General features: G+C 71.2%; 14 protein-coding genes. 7 read left to right on the top strand and 7 right to left on the bottom strand.

Annotated elements, in window-relative coordinates; all coding sequences use genetic code 11:
• Nucleotides 1-112: 112 nt before the first annotated feature.
• From ASF38_RS08290 to ASF38_RS17480, 3 genes are read right to left on the bottom strand one after another with little or no spacing between them, the layout of a single operon-like run.
• Nucleotides 113-1954: a long-chain fatty acid--CoA ligase gene (locus ASF38_RS08290; RefSeq protein ID WP_056575103.1), complete on the bottom strand. Its 1842-nt coding sequence runs from the start codon at nt 1952-1954 to the stop codon at nt 113-115.
• The gene (locus ASF38_RS17485; protein WP_056553613.1) at nt 1951-2835 is read right to left on the bottom strand and encodes an ABC transporter ATP-binding protein; all 885 of its coding nucleotides are present in this window, start codon (nt 2833-2835) and stop codon (nt 1951-1953) included. Before ASF38_RS17485 ends, ASF38_RS08290 begins: the two co-directional genes overlap by 4 nt.
• Nucleotides 2832-3611 carry an ABC transporter ATP-binding protein gene (locus ASF38_RS17480; protein WP_055961676.1) on the bottom strand — a complete coding sequence of 260 codons (780 nt, stop codon included), beginning with the start codon at nt 3609-3611 and terminating at the stop codon, nt 2832-2834. The genes ASF38_RS17485 and ASF38_RS17480 overlap by 4 nt, the downstream gene beginning before the upstream one ends.
• Nucleotides 3612-3718: 107 nt before the next feature.
• On the opposite strand from ASF38_RS17480, the gene ASF38_RS08275 reads away from it, so the two are divergent.
• Complete coding sequence (locus ASF38_RS08275; protein WP_056575100.1) at nt 3719-4333, top strand: TetR/AcrR family transcriptional regulator; 615 nt, start codon at nt 3719-3721, stop codon at nt 4331-4333.
• Between the two features lie 97 nt (nt 4334-4430).
• On the opposite strand, the gene ASF38_RS08270 is transcribed toward ASF38_RS08275, so the two are convergent.
• On the bottom strand, nt 4431-5408 hold the full coding sequence (locus ASF38_RS08270; RefSeq protein WP_056553622.1) for a hypothetical protein: 978 nt from the start codon (nt 5406-5408) through the stop codon (nt 4431-4433).
• A 240-nt stretch (nt 5409-5648) separates the two neighbouring features.
• Between ASF38_RS08270 and serS the strand changes: the two genes are divergently transcribed.
• Together serS and ASF38_RS08260 are read left to right on the top strand one after the other, a co-directional pair.
• Nucleotides 5649-6920, top strand: a complete 1272-nt coding sequence (gene serS / locus ASF38_RS08265; RefSeq protein WP_056575099.1) for a serine--tRNA ligase — start codon at nt 5649-5651, stop codon at nt 6918-6920.
• Nucleotides 6917-7699: an HAD family hydrolase gene (locus tag ASF38_RS08260; protein ID WP_055961666.1), complete on the top strand. Its 783-nt coding sequence runs from the start codon at nt 6917-6919 to the stop codon at nt 7697-7699. Before serS ends, ASF38_RS08260 begins: the two co-directional genes overlap by 4 nt.
• 145 nt (nt 7700-7844) lie before the next feature.
• Here the strand turns inward: ASF38_RS08260 and ASF38_RS08255 are convergent, their stop codons facing one another.
• Together ASF38_RS08255 and ASF38_RS08250 are read right to left on the bottom strand one after the other, a co-directional pair.
• The gene (locus ASF38_RS08255) at nt 7845-8408 is read right to left on the bottom strand and encodes an HTH domain-containing protein (protein ID WP_055961664.1); all 564 of its coding nucleotides are present in this window, start codon (nt 8406-8408) and stop codon (nt 7845-7847) included.
• A gap of 35 nt (nt 8409-8443) precedes the next feature.
• Complete coding sequence (locus ASF38_RS08250) at nt 8444-9010, bottom strand: bacterial proteasome activator family protein (protein WP_055961663.1); 567 nt, start codon at nt 9008-9010, stop codon at nt 8444-8446.
• A gap of 79 nt (nt 9011-9089) precedes the next feature.
• On the opposite strand from ASF38_RS08250, the gene ASF38_RS08245 reads away from it, so the two are divergent.
• On the top strand, nt 9090-10247 hold the full coding sequence (locus ASF38_RS08245) for an acyltransferase family protein (protein WP_056575096.1): 1158 nt from the start codon (nt 9090-9092) through the stop codon (nt 10245-10247).
• A 4-nt stretch (nt 10248-10251) separates the two neighbouring features.
• Here ASF38_RS08245 and ASF38_RS08240 read toward each other — a convergent pair whose 3' ends face one another.
• Complete coding sequence (locus ASF38_RS08240) at nt 10252-11223, bottom strand: NAD(P)H-quinone oxidoreductase (protein ID WP_056553633.1); 972 nt, start codon at nt 11221-11223, stop codon at nt 10252-10254.
• Nucleotides 11224-11334: 111 nt separating this feature from the next.
• On the opposite strand from ASF38_RS08240, the gene ASF38_RS08235 reads away from it, so the two are divergent.
• The 3 genes from ASF38_RS08235 to ASF38_RS08225 all read left to right on the top strand — a co-directional run bounded on the left by ASF38_RS08235 (nt 11335) and on the right by ASF38_RS08225 (nt 14751).
• Entirely contained in the window at nt 11335-12804 is a 1470-nt protein-coding gene (locus tag ASF38_RS08235; protein WP_056575093.1) for a cryptochrome/photolyase family protein, read from the top strand.
• A 76-nt stretch (nt 12805-12880) separates the two neighbouring features.
• Nucleotides 12881-13675, top strand: coding sequence for a carbon-nitrogen hydrolase family protein (locus ASF38_RS08230; protein WP_056553639.1), 795 nt, complete (start codon nt 12881-12883; stop codon nt 13673-13675).
• Nucleotides 13672-14751, top strand: coding sequence for a hypothetical protein (locus ASF38_RS08225; protein ID WP_056575091.1), 1080 nt, complete (start codon nt 13672-13674; stop codon nt 14749-14751). Before ASF38_RS08230 ends, ASF38_RS08225 begins: the two co-directional genes overlap by 4 nt.
• The last annotated feature ends 89 nt before the right edge of the window (nt 14752-14840 follow it).

Below are 14840 nucleotides of genomic sequence, written 5' to 3'. Positions count from 1 at the left end.
TGGGCGAAGCTGATGACCTTCGTGGCCTTGTAGATCATGACGTAGCCCAGCGCCAGGAGGGCGTAGATCGCACCTTGGCCCACACCGTTCAGCACGGCCTGCAGGAACTCGGTCATGCGCGGCTCCGGTCGGTTGCGTACAGCTGGTCGATGAGGTCCTCGAACTGCGCGGTCACGGCCGAGCGGCGCACCTTCTGCGTGGCCGTCAGCTCACCGTCGTCGTGGTCGAGCTCCTTCGGCAGCAGCGCGAAGGCCTTGATCGTCTCGACGCTGGCGAACTTGGTGTTGGTCTCGTCGACGACCTTCTGCACGAGGGCCCGGACCTCCGGCTTCTGGCTGAGGTCGCGGTACGTGGTGAACGGCATCTTCTGGCGCTGCGCCCAGTCGCCCACGGTGTCGAGCTCGATGCCGATGAGGGCGGTCAGGTACTTGCGCCGGTCGCCGATGACGATGGCCTCCTTGACGTACGGCGACGCCTTGAGGCTGTTCTCGATCTCGCTCGGGGCGATGTTCTTGCCGCCCGCGGTGATGATGATGTCCTTCAGCCGGTCGGTGATGCGCACGTACGTGCCGTCGACCCACTCGCCGACGTCGCCCGTGTGCAGCCAGCCGTCGGCGTCGACCGTGGAGGCCGTGGCCTCGGGGTTGTTCCAGTACCCGGCGAAGGTGCCCTCGTGCCGGGTGAGGATCTCGCCGGTCTCGTCGTCGATGCGCAGCTCGATGCCGTCCTGCGGCTCGCCGACGGTGCCGAGCAGGACCCGGCCGCGGCGGTTGGCGGTGGCGATCGCACTGTTCTCGGTCATGCCGTACACCTCGTGCATCGGCAGGCCGAGGCCCATGAAGAACTCGAGCACCTCAGGGGCGATGGGCGCGGCGCCGGACGCGGCGTACCGCACCTTCGACAGCCCGAGCCGCTCGCGCAGCGCGCGGTAGAGGAAGACCCAGCCGACGGCGTAGGCCACGCGGGTGGCCACGGTGTGCCGGCCGCGATTGGCCACGAGGGTGCGACCGATCCAGCGCGAGACCCTCATCCAGAGCGCGAAGTTGGCGCGCTTGAGCCGCGAGGCGCCCGACATCCGGATCTGCACGCCGGCCACCAGCTTCTCCCAGATGCGGGGGACGCCGAACAGCAGCGTCGGCTGGATCTCGCGCAGCGCCACCTGCACCGTGTCGATCGACTCGGCGAAGTTCATCTGCACGCCCGACGCGGCGCTCGTCCACACCGTGAACAGGCGCTCCGCCACGTGGCACAGGGGCAGGTACGAGACCGCGAGGTCCTTCTCGTTCGCGGCGGGGTCGATGAGCGCGTCGGTGCGCAGCCGCTCCACGACCCAGGCGATGTTGCCGGTCGAGAGCATGGCGCCCTTCGGCGGACCCGTGGTGCCCGACGTGTAGACGAGGGTGGCGAGGTCGTCGGGCTGTGCGGCGTCGACGAGCGACTCGACCGCGCCCGGGTGCTCCTGCGCGTGCGCACGCCCCGCGGCCATGAAGTCGTCCCACGAGACGAGTCGTCGGTCGTCGTAGCGGCCCCGGATGCCGCGCGGGTCGAGGTAGACGATCGTCCGCAGCTCGGGCAAATCCTCGATCACCTCGAGGGCCTTGTCGAGCTGCTCCTGGTCCTCGGCGATGAGCAGCGACGAGCCGGAGTCGCGCAGCACGTGCAGCACCTCGGGCGCCGGGTTCGTCGTGTACAGGCCCACCGTGGCCGCGCGGACCGCGGTGATGCCGACGTCGCAGAACAACCACTCGGGCCGGTTCTCGCTGTGCACGGCCACGCGCTCGCCGACCTGCACGCCGGCGGCGAGGAGGGCGTGTCCCACGAGAACCGACTGCTCCCAGTAGTCGGCCCAGGTGATCTCCTCCCAGAGGCCGAGGTTCTTCTCTCGCATCGCGACGGCGTCGGGGCTGGTGACGGAGCGTTCGCGCACGGCCTGCGCCAGCGTCGGGCGGCTCATCGCTGCTCTCCTGTGCTCGGGTCGGTGCTGGCCTCGGGCGGGGCGTCGTCGGACAGGGGGGTGTCGTCGCCGACGCCCAGGTACGCGGCGATCACGCCCGGGTGGTCCTGCACCTCGGCGGGCGTGCCCGTGGTGATCGGCTTGCCGAAGTCCATGGCCATCACCCGGTCGGCCAGGTCCATGACCAGGCCCATGTCGTGCTCGACGAGGATCATGGCGATGCCGAGCTCGCCCGCGACGTCGAGGATGAACCGGGCCATGTCCTCGGTCTCCTCGCCGTTCATGCCGGCGACCGGCTCGTCCAGCAGCAGGAGCTTGGGGTCCATGGCCAGGGCGCGGCCGAGCTCGATGCGCTTCTGCACGCCGTACGGCAGCATCCCGACGGGCAGCTGGCGATAGGCCTCGATCTCGAGGAAGTCGATGATCTCCTCGACCTCGCGGCGGTTGCGCACCTCGGCCTTGCGGGCGCGGCCGAGCCAGGCGAGCGCCGACGGCCAGCCGTAGCCGAGCGCGTGGTGGCGCCCGAGCATGAGGTTGTCGACGACGTCGAGGTTGGCGAACAGCTCGATGTTCTGGAACGTGCGCGCCATGCCCATCGCGGCGATCGCGTGTGGCTTGGAGCCGAGGATCTCCTGCCCGAGGAAGGTGACCGATCCCTTCTGGGGCCGGTACACGCCCGAGAGCACGTTGAAGATCGACGTCTTGCCGGCACCGTTGGGGCCGATCACGGCGAACAGCTCGCCGTGGTGCACGTCGAGGTCGACGCCCTGCAGCGCCTTGACCCCGGCGAACGCCAGCTCGACGCCGCGCAGGCTGACGACCGGCTCGGCCGTGGCGCCGGCGTCGGGGCGGGGCGTGGGTTCGGTGAGCGAGTGGGTCACGAGAGCCACCTCTTGCGTCGCTTGTAGTGCTTGACCTCGCGGTAGGAGGTCGCGAGCTCTCCACGCCCCAGGTAGAAGTCGCGGATGTCGTCGTCGGCGAGCAGCTCGGCGGCCGGCTTGTCCATGACGACCTTGCCGTGCTCGAGCACGTACCCGTGGCTCGCGATCGACAGCGCCATGGTGGCGTTCTGCTCCACGAGCAGCACGGTCGTGCCGCGTCGGTTGATCTCGACCACGATGTCCTTGATCTGCTGGACGATGCGCGGCGCGAGGCCCAGGCTCGGCTCGTCGAGGAGCAGGTAGTCGGGCTTGGCCACGAGTGCACGGCCCATGGCCAGCATCTGCTGCTCGCCACCGGACAGGTAGCCGGCGATGTTGCGTCGGCGCTCGCGCAGCACCGGGAACAGCTCGTAGACCTCCTCGACGGCGTCGTTCAGGCTGCCCTTGCGGGTGTGACCGCCGACCTTGAGGTTCTCCTCGACGCTGAACTCCGAGAAGACCCGGCGTCCCTCGAGGACCTGCCCGAGGCCCGCCGCCACGATCTTCGGCGCGGTGAGCGTGTGCAGGGGGACGTCGTCGAGCGTGACCTGGCCCTTGGTGATGGCGCCGTCGTGCACGTCGAGCAGCCCGGACAGTGCGCGCAGGAGCGTCGTCTTGCCGGCGCCGTTGGCTCCGAGCAGGGCGACGATGCTGCCGCGAGGCACCTGCAGGCTCACGCCACGCAGCACGAGGACGACGTCGTTGTAGACGACTTCCAGGTTCTTGACCGCCAGCACAGGGTCCCTCTCGTCGGCTGCGGGGTTGCGGTGAACCTAGGCCATGACGTGGGTCACAAGCAATATGCACCTGGTGTGAATGTTCACTCGGGGTGCATGATGGTTGCGTGAGTCGACCAGAGGCGTCGCCGCTCCCGGAGCGGGAGCAGCGGGACGGACGGGTGGCGCGCGGCAACCGGACCCGTCGGGCCATCGTCGAGGCGCACGCGGAGCTGATCCGGGGAGGCGACCTGCTGCCCACCGCGGCCCAGGTGGCGGAGCGCGCCGGCGTCTCGGTGCGCACGTTGTGGGGTTCCTTCGGCGACATGGAGGGGCTGCTTCAGGCGACGACCGGCTACTGGTTCGAGCAAGACTCGGCCCTGCGCGGCGAGGTCGACCCGTCGGCCCCGTTGCCCGAGCGCATCGAGCGCTTCTGCGCCGAGCGGGCACGTCGGCTCGAGAACATCTCGCCCGCAGCCCGCGCAGCGCAGCTGAAGGAGCCGTTCTCGCCGACGTTGCGCTCGAGCCGGCTCGGTCACGTGGAACGGGTGGTGCACGACATCGAGCAGGCCTTCGCCGGTGAGCTCGACGCGGCGGCGGACCGCGCGGCGCTCCTCGACGCCCTGGTCGGGTCGACGTCGTGGAACGCCTGGTCCCTCCTGCGCGACGACCTCGACCGCTCCGTCGCCGCCGCCCACGCCGCCATGCTCCACACCGTCCGCGCCCTCCTCTCCGCCCCCTGACGCCCCCCGCCTCGACTCGTCAGAGGTAGGTGACGCACCTGTCCGACTGGTCAGAGGTAGGTGACGCACCTGATGGGTCCGCTGAAAGGTGCGAGACCTACCGCCGCGGAGCGACCGGCGTCCACACGGTGAGGTCGGGTGCGGCGGCCATCGCCTCGCGGGGCGTGCGGTTCAACGCCTGGAACGCGACCCCGAACCTGGGCGACGGTCCCGAGTACCCGCCCGCGACGAGTGCCTCGTGCACCCGACGTACCACCGTGCGGGGCGTCACCTTCAGCTCGCGGGTGATCTGGCGATACTCGATGTCCGCCGAGCGATACAACTGGTACCGATCGATGTCGGCGACGTACTGACCGCGGTTGGTCTGGTGCTGACTTCCCTCGTACTCGGAGGCGACGCGGAACAACCGCCACCACCAGTCCGGAGTGAGCAGGGTGCCGGCGACGTCGACCGGCACGTTCACCTCGGGCCGCGGCAGCCCGGCCGCTTGGAAGTAGAGCCGGACATGGCTCTCGGGGACCGATCGGGAGCGTCCGTCGAGGAGTCGAGCGACCCACCGCGCCTGTTCCGCTCCGTCGCGCCAGGGCTCGTCGTGGCAGAGGCGCGCGAGGACCTCGGGGTTCAGGAGACCTTGCTTGATCAGCCAGTCCCCGGCGGCCACCGCATCGAGGACCGTGAACCAACGGCACACCTCGACGAACACGGCTTCGGGACTGACGGCGACGTCGTCGTGCGCAGGCATGACGTCGCTGCGGTGCAGGAAGACCTCGGGGCAGTCGCGATGCAGGTCGCGACCCACGACCATCTGCAGCGGTCGGTGTGGGCCGAGGTCGAGTCCCAGCTGCTGCAGCCGGGTGGCGCCGGTGAAGCGCGCGTCGGCGGGCGCGTACTTGCGAGCCGCCACCCACCAGCGTTCCTCGGTCATCTCGAGGTCGGCAGGTGCCCAGACCGCCGGAAGGAGTCGACGGTAGGCCTTGCCCGCGAGGCGTCGGTGCGAGACGCCGAGCGCGAGCGCCTCGCGTACGTGGAACGGCTCGTGTGCGAGCGGGGCGGGGATCTGTGCGCGCGGGGGCATGTCCCCATCCCAGCGCTCGACCGGCGGGCACGGAATGCCTCGCCGGAACCCTGTGGACGAGTACCGGACTCCGGCGAGAGCGGGTGGGGAAGATGCATGCGCTGGAGGTAGGTCTCGAACCTCTCAGTGAGCCCATCACGTGCGAGGCCAACCTCCGGTGGCGTCGTCAGGTGCGTCACCTACCTCTGACCAGTCATCGCCGGGGGGAGGGGGCGGGAGGGGCCCGGATAGGCTGACGGGGTGATCGACGCCAGGCTGTTGCGAGACGACCCCGAGGCCATCCGAGAGGCGCAGCGACGCCGTGGGGAGGACCCGTCGGTCGTCGACGCGCTGGTCGAGGCCGACGAGCGCCGACGCTCCACGATCGCCGCGTTCGAGGCGTTGCGCAGCGAGCAGAAGTCGATGGGCAAGCAGGTCGCGCAGGCCCAGGGCGACGAGAAGCAGCAGCTGCTCACGCGCACCAAGGAGCTGAGCGCCCAGGTCAAGGCCGCCGACGCCGAGCAGACCGCGGCCGGCGAGGCCTTCACCGCACTGCTCAAGGCCCTGCCCAACCCTGCGCCCGACGCCCCGCCCGGCGGCGAGGACGACTTCGTGCTCCTCGAGGAGGTCGGCACGCCCCGCGACTTCGCGGCCGAGGGCTTCGAGCCGAAGGACCACCTCGAGCTCGGCCAACTGCTCGGCGCCATCGACGTCGAGCGCGGCGTGAAGGTCAGCGGCTCACGCTTCTACTTCCTCACCGGCGTCGGCGCGCAGCTGGAGCTGGCGCTCACCCAGCTGGCCATGCAGAAGGCCGCCGCGTGGGGCTTCACGCCGATGATCCCGCCGGCGCTCGTCAAGCCGCGCGCCATGGAGGGCACGGGCTTCCTCGGCCAGGCCGCGGCCGACGTCTACCACCTCGAGAAGGACGACCTGTACCTCGTGGGCACGTCGGAGGTGCCGCTCGCGGCGTACCACTCCGACGAGATCCTCGACGGCCCGAAGAAGTACGTCGCGTTCAGCCCGTGCTTCCGTCGCGAGGCCGGCTCGCACGGCAAGGACACCCGCGGCATCGTGCGCGTGCACTGGTTCGACAAGGTCGAGATGTTCGTCTGCACGTCGCTGGAGGAGTCCTACGCCCAGCACGAGCAGATCCTCGGCTTCGAGAAGGAGTGGCTCGACCTGCTCGAGCTTCCGTACCGAGTCATCGACGTCGCCGCGGGCGACCTCGGCCTCTCCGCGGTGCGCAAGTTCGACTGCGAGGCGTGGATCCCCACCCAGGGCAAGTACCGCGAGGTCAGCTCCGCGTCGAACTGCACCCAGTTCCAGGCCCGCCGCCTCGACATCCGCAACCGGCTCGACGACGGCGGCACCGAACCCACCGCCACGCTGAACGGCACGCTGTGCGCCATGCCGCGCATCATCGTCGCCCTGCTCGAGAACGGCCAGCAGGCCGACGGGTCGGTCCGCCTGCCCGCAGCCCTGCACCCGTTCCTCGGCGAGGTACTGGAGCCGGTCGCGAAGGCGGGCGCATGACCTGGCGGCCGAAGCTCGTCGCGCTCGACGTCGACGGCACCCTGGTCGACTGGGAGAACCGGATGACCGACGTGGTCCGCGACGCCGTGCACGCCCTGAAGGACACCGGCGTGCACGTGGTCATCTCCACCGGTCGTGCCATCCCCGGGGTGATCGACGCCGCCGAGAACCTACGGCTCGACGACGGCATCGCGGTGGCCAGCAACGGCGCCGTGGTGCACACCTACAGCCCGGTCGACGTGATCCACACGGTCACGTTCGATGCCAGCGAGGCGGTCCGCCGGGTGCTCGAGCACGTGCCCGACGCGCTCGTGGCGGTCGAGGAGGTCGGCACCGGCTACCGGATCAGCGCGCCCTTCCCGGAGTGGGAGATCAGCGGCGACGTGAAGATCCAGGACGTCGACGAGCTGGTGGCCGAGCCGGTCACGCGGGTCATCATCCGCGCACCGGAGCACGACGTCGAGGAGTTCGGCGCGCTCGTGCACGGGCTGGGCCTCAACGAGGTCAACTACAACATCGGCTACACGGCCTGGCTCGACATCGCCCCCGAGGGCGTCTCGAAGGCCTCCGGCCTGGAGGTCGTGTGCGCGCGGCTGGGGGTCGACCAGGCCGACGTGCTGGCCGTGGGCGACGGCATGAACGACTACGACATGCTCCGCTGGGCGGGTCGCGGTGTGGCCATGGGCCAGGGATCGGACGAGCTCAAGGCCGTGGCCGACGACGTCACGGGCAGCGTGGTCGACGACGGTCTCGCCGACGAGCTGCGTCGCTGGCTCTGACCGGCGGTGCGGCGGGCGGCAGGTCTCGCACCTCACCGGCGTCGGATTCGGTGCGTCACCTACCTCTGACGGCCGGATCAGGTGCGTCACCTACCTCTGACGGCCGGATCAGGTGCGTCACCTACCTCTGAGGAGGAGAGGCGGGTCAGGCGAGCTGGCTGGACTCCAGGGAGTCGAAGGCGTCGAGGACCTCGTCGACCGACGGGATGCGTCGGGGCAGGTCGGCCACGGCGGCCAGCGCCGACGCCTGCTCGGCGGCCTCGGCCCGGGCGCGCCGCAGATGGCGCTTGATGGTCGACGTGGAGCAGCCGAGCCGCTCGGCGAGCTGCTGGCAGGTGTCCTTCGGGTGCGCGGTGCGCGCCGCCAGGACGGCCTCGTGGCTCACGGGACCGGCGCCGAGCCGGGCCGGCCCGTACGATCCGGACTGGTTGGCGTCGACGACGATGCCGAGGCTGTCGCGGATGCTCGCGCGGTCGGCCTCGGTCGTGCAGGCCACGAAGCCCGAGACGTCGACCTCGACGACCGCCCGGTAGAGGCAGTCGACGAGCATGGGGCAACCCGCGCAACGGCGGTGGGCCTGCGCAAGGATCTCCCCCAGGCCGACGCGCGATGCGGCGTCGAGCTCGTGGGCTCCTGCGTACAGGCGTTCGTCGCGGAACACCGGCTCACGCGTGCACGGAGGTGCAGCGATGTCGGTCACGATGGTCATGGGTCCCTCTCCCGGTCGCATCCTTTCGCGTCACACTAGAGGTACATCCCGCCCGCAGGACCGTTTTGCGCCGACTCAGTACTTTGGTCACTTTCTGGACCGTTTGACGGCGGCAGGGCGAGCCTCATGTTCTGGAACTGCGCCTGTGCCTGCACCTGCTGGGCGTACAGCGCGGCCTGGATGCCGTGGAACAGACCCTCGAGCCAGCCCACGAGCTGGGCCTGGGCGATGCGCAGCTCGGCGTCGGACGGCGACTCGTCCTCGAACGGCAGGCTCAGGCGCTGCAGCTCGGCCACCAGCTCGGGGGCGAGACCGTCCTCGAGCTCCTTGACGGACTGGCGGTGGATCTCGCGCAGCCGGGTGCGGCTGGCGTCGTCGAGCGGCGCGGCCTTCACCTCGTCCAGGAGCTGGCGGATCATGCCGCCGATGCGCATGACCTTGGCCGGCTGCTCCACGAGGTCTCCCAGCGGTGTCCCGCGCTGGGCCGTCTCCGGGGTCGCGGCGCCGGGGGCCTCGACGGGGGTGCCGTCGGGGCCGATGACCTGCGGCGACGGCGTCGACAGCTGCGTCGACCGGTGGGGCTCGGACTCAGGTTGGCTCATGCGTCCAGCCTATGAGAGACCGCCCACACCGGCCCGTCACGGTTTGAAACCGGCTCGCGGGCCTGGTTCAGTCGTGCGGATGAGCACCACGAGCGAGGTCAGGAACGGGTCGACGTCGGCCCCCGCGCGACGCCGCGACCCGCGGCTCGACGTGCTCAAGGGCGTGCTCATCGGCGGGGTGGTCCTGGGCCACTTCCTCGAGACGTCCGGCGGACAGGCACCCGACGGCCTGTACTCGGGCTGGTCGAGCGAGCCGCAGCGCGCCGTCCTCACCGCCCTCTACATCGTCCACATGCCGTTGTTCGTGCTGCTGGCCGGCGTCACCGCCAGCACCCGACGTCGCGCCCACCGCATCGCGCAGATGGTGGGGCTGTACCTCGTGCTCCAGGTCGCGCTCCTGACCCTGCGGGGCGCGGACGTCACCCCCGAGACGCTCGTGCACCCGGTGTACGGCATGTGGTTCCTGCTGGCGATGGCGTGGTGGCTGGCCGTCCTGCCGGTCGTGAGGCGTCTCGGCCGGGCGGCCCTGCCGGTCGCCACGCTCGTCTCCCTCGTGGCGGTCACGGCACCCGTGGCCGACACCGACGTGGTGGCCTGGGCGCGCGCGGCCTGCTACCTGCCGTTCTTCGTCGCCGGCCACCTCCACGGCCCGGCGCTGCTCCGCCGGACCGCCGACGTGGGCAGCGCGCTCGTCGGACCCGCCGTGCTGGTGCTCGGCGGAGTCACGAGCGCCGTGCTGGTCTGGGGCGTCGACCCTCGCTGGTACCGCGGGGCCGACACGGCCGGCTCCATGCACGACTCGCCGGCCGTCGCCCTCGCCGTGCGTGTCGTCTGCTTCGCGGCCGCGGTCGTGTGCTCCCTCGCCCTGCTGGCGCTCGTCCCACGGCGTCAGCGGGTGGCCGAGGTGCTCGGACGTCGCAGCCTCGCGATCTACGCGCTGCACGTGCCGTTCGTGTTCGCGGCGCAGTGGTGGTTCGAGGGCCGCGGCATCGACGCATGGCCGGCGTCGGCGATCGCGGTGCTCATGACGGTCGCGTCGCTCGCGCTGCTCGCGCACCCGGCGTTCGACACCGTGCTGCGTCGGGTGGGCGAGCGCATGGCCGACGTCATCGTCTCGACGGTGCGGTCGTCGGCCAGGGCGTCCCGCACCACGGCGCTGCAGGGTCCGGCCGACGACGCCGACCTGCGCCACCACCCGCACCGCCAGCCCTCGGGCCCGCAGCAGCTGATCCTCTGACGGCTCAGAGGGTCAGCAGCACCTTGCCGGTGTGGCTGGAGTCCTCGAGCACCTGGTGGGCGTCGCGCACCTGGTCGAGGGGCATCCGGGCGTGGACGATCGGGCGCACCGTGCCGTCGGCCACCAGCGGCCACACCTGGGCCACCATCGCCGACACGATCGCCGCCTTCTCCTGCGTGGGACGGGCGCGCAGCGACGTGGCCATGACCGCGGCACGCTTCATGAGCAGCCGGTTGAGGTTCAGCTCGCCCTTCACGCCGCCCTGCAGGCCGATGACGACGAGCCGGCCGGCGGTGTTGAGGGCGCGCACGTTCTGGTCGAGGTACTTGGCGCCGACGATGTCGAGGATGACGTCGGCCTTGAGCCCGGCCTCGTCGAGCGCGTCGACGAAGTCGGTCTCGCGGTAGTTGATGGCGAGGTCGGCGCCCAGCTCGCGGCAGAACGCGGCCTTCTCGGCGCTGCCGACGGTGACGACGACACGGGCCCCGAAGGCCTTGGCCAGCTGGATGGCCATGGTGCCGATGCCGCTGGCGCCGCCGTGCACGAGGAGCGTCTCGCCGTGCTGGAGCTTGGCCATCATGAACACGTTGGACCACACGGTGGCCGCGACCTCCATGAGCCCGGCGGCGTCGACCAGGTCGACCCCGCGCGGTGCGACGGCCACCTGGCCGGCCGGCACGGCCACGTACTCGGCGTAGCCGCCGCCGGAGAGCAGCGCCACCACGTGCTCGCCCTTGCTGAACTCGGTGACACCCTCGCCGAGGGCCACGACGTCGCCGGAGCACTCGAGGCCCAGGACCGGGGTGGCGCCCTCCGGCGGGTCGTAGAACCCCTGGCGCTGCATGAGGTCGGCACGGTTGACGCCCGCGGCGGTGACCCGCACGAGCACCTCGCCAGGCCCCGGCTCGGGGGCTTCGACGTCGACGACCTGCAAGGCCTCGACTCCACCGGGTTCGGGCACGACGACAGCACGCATGGGCCGAGGCTATCGGCGGTCGCCGGCAGCTGCCTCCGCGCCTCGACGGCGGGCGACGTGCGAGGCGCGCTGGGCGAGCGCACACGCCGGTGCCGCCCTAGCGTTGAGGCCGTGGACGATCGACGTCGGGCGGTGCGCCTCGTGCTGCCGCACCAGCTGTTCGTCGAGCACCTCGACGTGCCTGCGGGCACGTCGTTCGTGCTGGTGGAGCACGACCTGCTGTTCCGCCAGTACGCGTTCCACGCACAGAAGCTGGTGCTGCACCGGGCGTCGATGGAGCGGTTCGCACAGCGGCTGGAGTCCGCCGGACACGACGTCGTGCGGGTGCGGACCGACGGCCGCACCACCAGTCGGGCCGCCCTGGCGCGCGTGCTCGAGGGTGCCGCCGCGGTCAGCGTGTTCGACGTGGTCGACGACTGGCTCGAGCAGGACCTCGACGCGACCGCCGCCGACGTCGGGCTGGAGCTGGAGTGGCTGGAGTCGCCCAACTTCCTGACCACGCGCGAGCAGGTGCGCGAGCAGCTGGGCGGGAAGCGGCCGCGCATGCAGCACTTCTACGCCTGGCAGCGCACGCGCCTCGACGTGCTGGTCGACGGCGACCAGCCGGTCGGCGGGAAGTGGTCGTTCGACGAGGAGAACCGCAAGAAGCTGCCGAGGTCGGTCGACGTGCCGGACGTGAACCGGCCCGAGCGCGTGGCCGAGGTCGACGACGCGATCGCGTGGGTGCGGAGCGCCTTCCCTGACGCGCCGGGTCGGCTCGAGAGCTTCGCCTGGCCCACCGACCACGCCGAGGCCGAGGCGATGCTCGAGGAGTTCGTGACGGAGCGTCTCGACACCTTCGGCCCGTACGAGGACGCGATCACGACCCGCTCGGCGACGGTGTTCCACTCGGTGCTGACCCCGGCGCTCAACATCGGCCTGCTGTCGCCCGCGCAGGTGCTGGGCCGGGTGCTCGACCACGCCGACGAGCACGACGTGCCGCTGGCGTCGCTGGAGGGCTTCGTGCGCCAGCTCATCGGCTGGCGGGAGTACATGCGCGGCGTGTACGTGACCCACGGCCGACGCATGCGCACCGCCAACCACCTCGCGCACACCCGCTCGCTCGCCCCGGGCTGGTGGGACGCGACCACGGGGCTCGACCCGGTGGACCTGGTCGTGCGGAGGGTGCTCGACGACGGCTGGTGCCACCACATCGAGCGGCTCATGGTGGTGGGCAACGCCATGAGCCTGCTGCGGATCGACCCCGACGAGGTCTACGAGTGGTTCATGGCCCTGTTCGTCGACGCCTACGACTGGGTGATGGTGCCCAACGTGTACGCGATGAGCCAGTTCGCGGCCGGGCCGGCGATCACGACCAAGCCGTACGTGTCGGGCTCGGCCTACCTGCGGCGGATGTCCGACGTGCCGAAGGGCGACTGGTGCGAGGCGTGGGACGGCCTGTACTGGACGTTCGTGCGCGACCACCTCGACGTCTTCGCCACGAACCCGCGCTCGCGCATGATGGCCCGCTCGTACGAGGCGATGGACCCGGCGACGAAGGCGGGCCACACGCGCGCGGCCGCGCCCTGGCTCCAGGACTGAGCGCGCAGAGGGCTGGAACGGCGGGGCTCGGCCGGTCTCATCGGCCTCTCAGACCGGTCCTGACACACTGGGTTGCATGCGTGTGGCCGCGGTGCAGCTGGCGTCGACGATCGACTCCGCCGAGAATCGGAGCCTCGTCGACGCACGCCTGACCGCTCTCGAGCCCGCGGTCGACCTGGTGGTGCTGCCCGAGGCGACGATGCACGACTTCGGTTCGCCCGACCACGACCTGGCCGCCGCGGCCGAGCCGCTCGACGGTCCGTTCGTCGACCTGGTCGCGGGCCACGCCCGACGGCTGGGTGCCACCGTGGTGGCGGGCCTGTTCGAGCGCACCGACGACCTGCCCTACAACACGCTCGTGGTGCTGGGCCCCGACGGGGACCTGACGGCCACGTACCGCAAGATCCACCTCTACGACTCGTTCGGCTACGCCGAGTCCGACCGCCTGCGCGGCGGCGCCGTGGAGCCCGTGACGGTCGACGTCCCCACGGCCGACGGCTCGTCGGCCCGGGTCGGCCTCATGACCTGCTACGACCTGCGGTTCCCCGAGCTGGGACGGGCCCTCGTCGACGCCGGGGCCGAGGCGTTCGTGGTCCCTGCGGCCTGGGTGGCCGGCGAGCACAAGCTGCACCACTGGCGCACGCTCCTGGCGGCCCGCGCGGTCGAGGACGTGGTCGGCGTGGTGGCGGCCGCCCAGGGTGGCGAGCGCTACACGGGGCACTCCCTCGTGCTCGACGCCTGGGGCACTACCCTCGCCGAGGGGGATGCAGGAAAGGACGATCTGGTGACGGCTGACCTCGACCTCGCCGACGTCGCCCGCGCACGTGAGGTGAACCCCTCGCTGGCCAATCGCAGGATGGGCCGCGCATGACCCCGACGCGTCAGGCCGTCCAGCGCGGGTCGGCACAGCCGGGACGGCGTCGGCTCGACACGTCGGTCCCGGCCGACTACGACGTCCCGACCCGACAGCCGCGGCTCGAGTCGCCGACCACGGCGCGCTACGCCTTCGCCGCCACGTTCCTGGCGTGGGTGGCGGGCGTGGCGGTCGCGGGCACCGCCGTGGTGGCGGTGCCGCACCCGGCCTGGATCGAGCGGTGGGGCGCGGCCCTGCTGCTCGTGGTGTTCAGCATCGGCCTGACGCACCGCGGCGGCGGCCACATGCGCATCTGGACGGTCGCGGCGGGCGTGCTGGCGCTGTCGGCGGTGGTGACGGAGCTGAACCTGCTGGTGGCGGGGGCTGCCGCGGTCTCGGCGATCCTCGCCAGCGTGTGGGCGGTGGTGATCACCCGGCCGGCTCGCAGCGCGATCGGGGCGTTGAAGGAGTTCGTCCTCGCCCTGGCGGTCGCGCTCAGCGGCACGCTCGCCGTCGCGGCCTGGAACGCGCCCGTGGCCTACCAGCGCTTCAACCTGGTGGTGCTCGCCGCGGCGCTGACCCTCGCCATCGCCTTCGTGTGGAACCTCGGGGCGGGTCTGCACGGGCTGGGCAAGCAGAACATCGCGATCATCGCGGCCGTGGCAGCGGTGCTGCTGGTGCTGCTGGCGTACTCCAGCTTCGTCCGCACGCACGGCTCGGAGACGGTGGTGGAGGGCATCACGAACTTCGTCATCTGGATGCGCGAGACGGTCGGTGGGGTGCCGCGTCCGGTGGAGGTCTTCATCGGGTTCCCGGCGCTCATCGTGGGGGTGTCGTTGCGCTCGAAGCGTCGTGACGGCTGGTGGGTGCTGGTGTTCGCGGTGCTGGGCACGGGCGTGCTCACGACGTCGTTGGTCTCGCCGGGCGCCTACCCGTCGTACATCGCCCTGTCGACGGTGTACTCCGTGGTGCTGGGCGTCGTGGTGGGTCTGGTGGCGCGCTTCGTGGCGATGCGGCAGCGCGGTTCGCGGGCGTCGCGGTCGCTGGAGCCGACGTCGCGCTCCGAGCCTGGACGGCTCGCCCCTCTCAAGTAGTGCGAGAATCGGCGGTGGCGTCGGTGTGGCTTCGGCCGCGGTGACGCCGAGGAGGGGTGCCGGAGTGGCCGATCGGAACCGCCTTGAAA

It is taken from the genome of Aeromicrobium sp. Leaf272 (genome assembly GCF_001422865.1).
Classification (GTDB): domain Bacteria; phylum Actinomycetota; class Actinomycetes; order Propionibacteriales; family Nocardioidaceae; genus Aeromicrobium.
Note: the sequence above shows the minus strand (reverse complement) of the source record. Positions and strands in the feature narration are given on the sequence as shown.

Bases quoted from the DNA above. Each gene is read 5' to 3' on its own strand.
- ASF38_RS08290 (WP_056575103.1), bottom strand. From the start codon at position 1,954: ATGAGCCGCCCGACGCTGGCGCAGGCCGTGCGCGAACGCTCCGTCACC.
- ASF38_RS08270 (WP_056553622.1), bottom strand. From the start codon at position 5,408: ATGCCCCCGCGCGCACAGATCCCCGCCCCGCTCGCACACGAGCCGTTC.
- ASF38_RS08260 (WP_055961666.1), top strand. From the start codon at position 6,917: ATGACCTGGCGGCCGAAGCTCGTCGCGCTCGACGTCGACGGCACCCTG.
- ASF38_RS08255 (WP_055961664.1), bottom strand. From the start codon at position 8,408: ATGACCATCGTGACCGACATCGCTGCACCTCCGTGCACGCGTGAGCCG.
- ASF38_RS08250 (WP_055961663.1), bottom strand. From the start codon at position 9,010: ATGAGCCAACCTGAGTCCGAGCCCCACCGGTCGACGCAGCTGTCGACG.
- ASF38_RS08245 (WP_056575096.1), top strand. From the start codon at position 9,090: ATGAGCACCACGAGCGAGGTCAGGAACGGGTCGACGTCGGCCCCCGCG.
- ASF38_RS08240 (WP_056553633.1), bottom strand. From the start codon at position 11,223: ATGCGTGCTGTCGTCGTGCCCGAACCCGGTGGAGTCGAGGCCTTGCAG.
- ASF38_RS08230 (WP_056553639.1), top strand. From the start codon at position 12,881: ATGCGTGTGGCCGCGGTGCAGCTGGCGTCGACGATCGACTCCGCCGAG.
- ASF38_RS08225 (WP_056575091.1), top strand. From the start codon at position 13,672: ATGACCCCGACGCGTCAGGCCGTCCAGCGCGGGTCGGCACAGCCGGGA.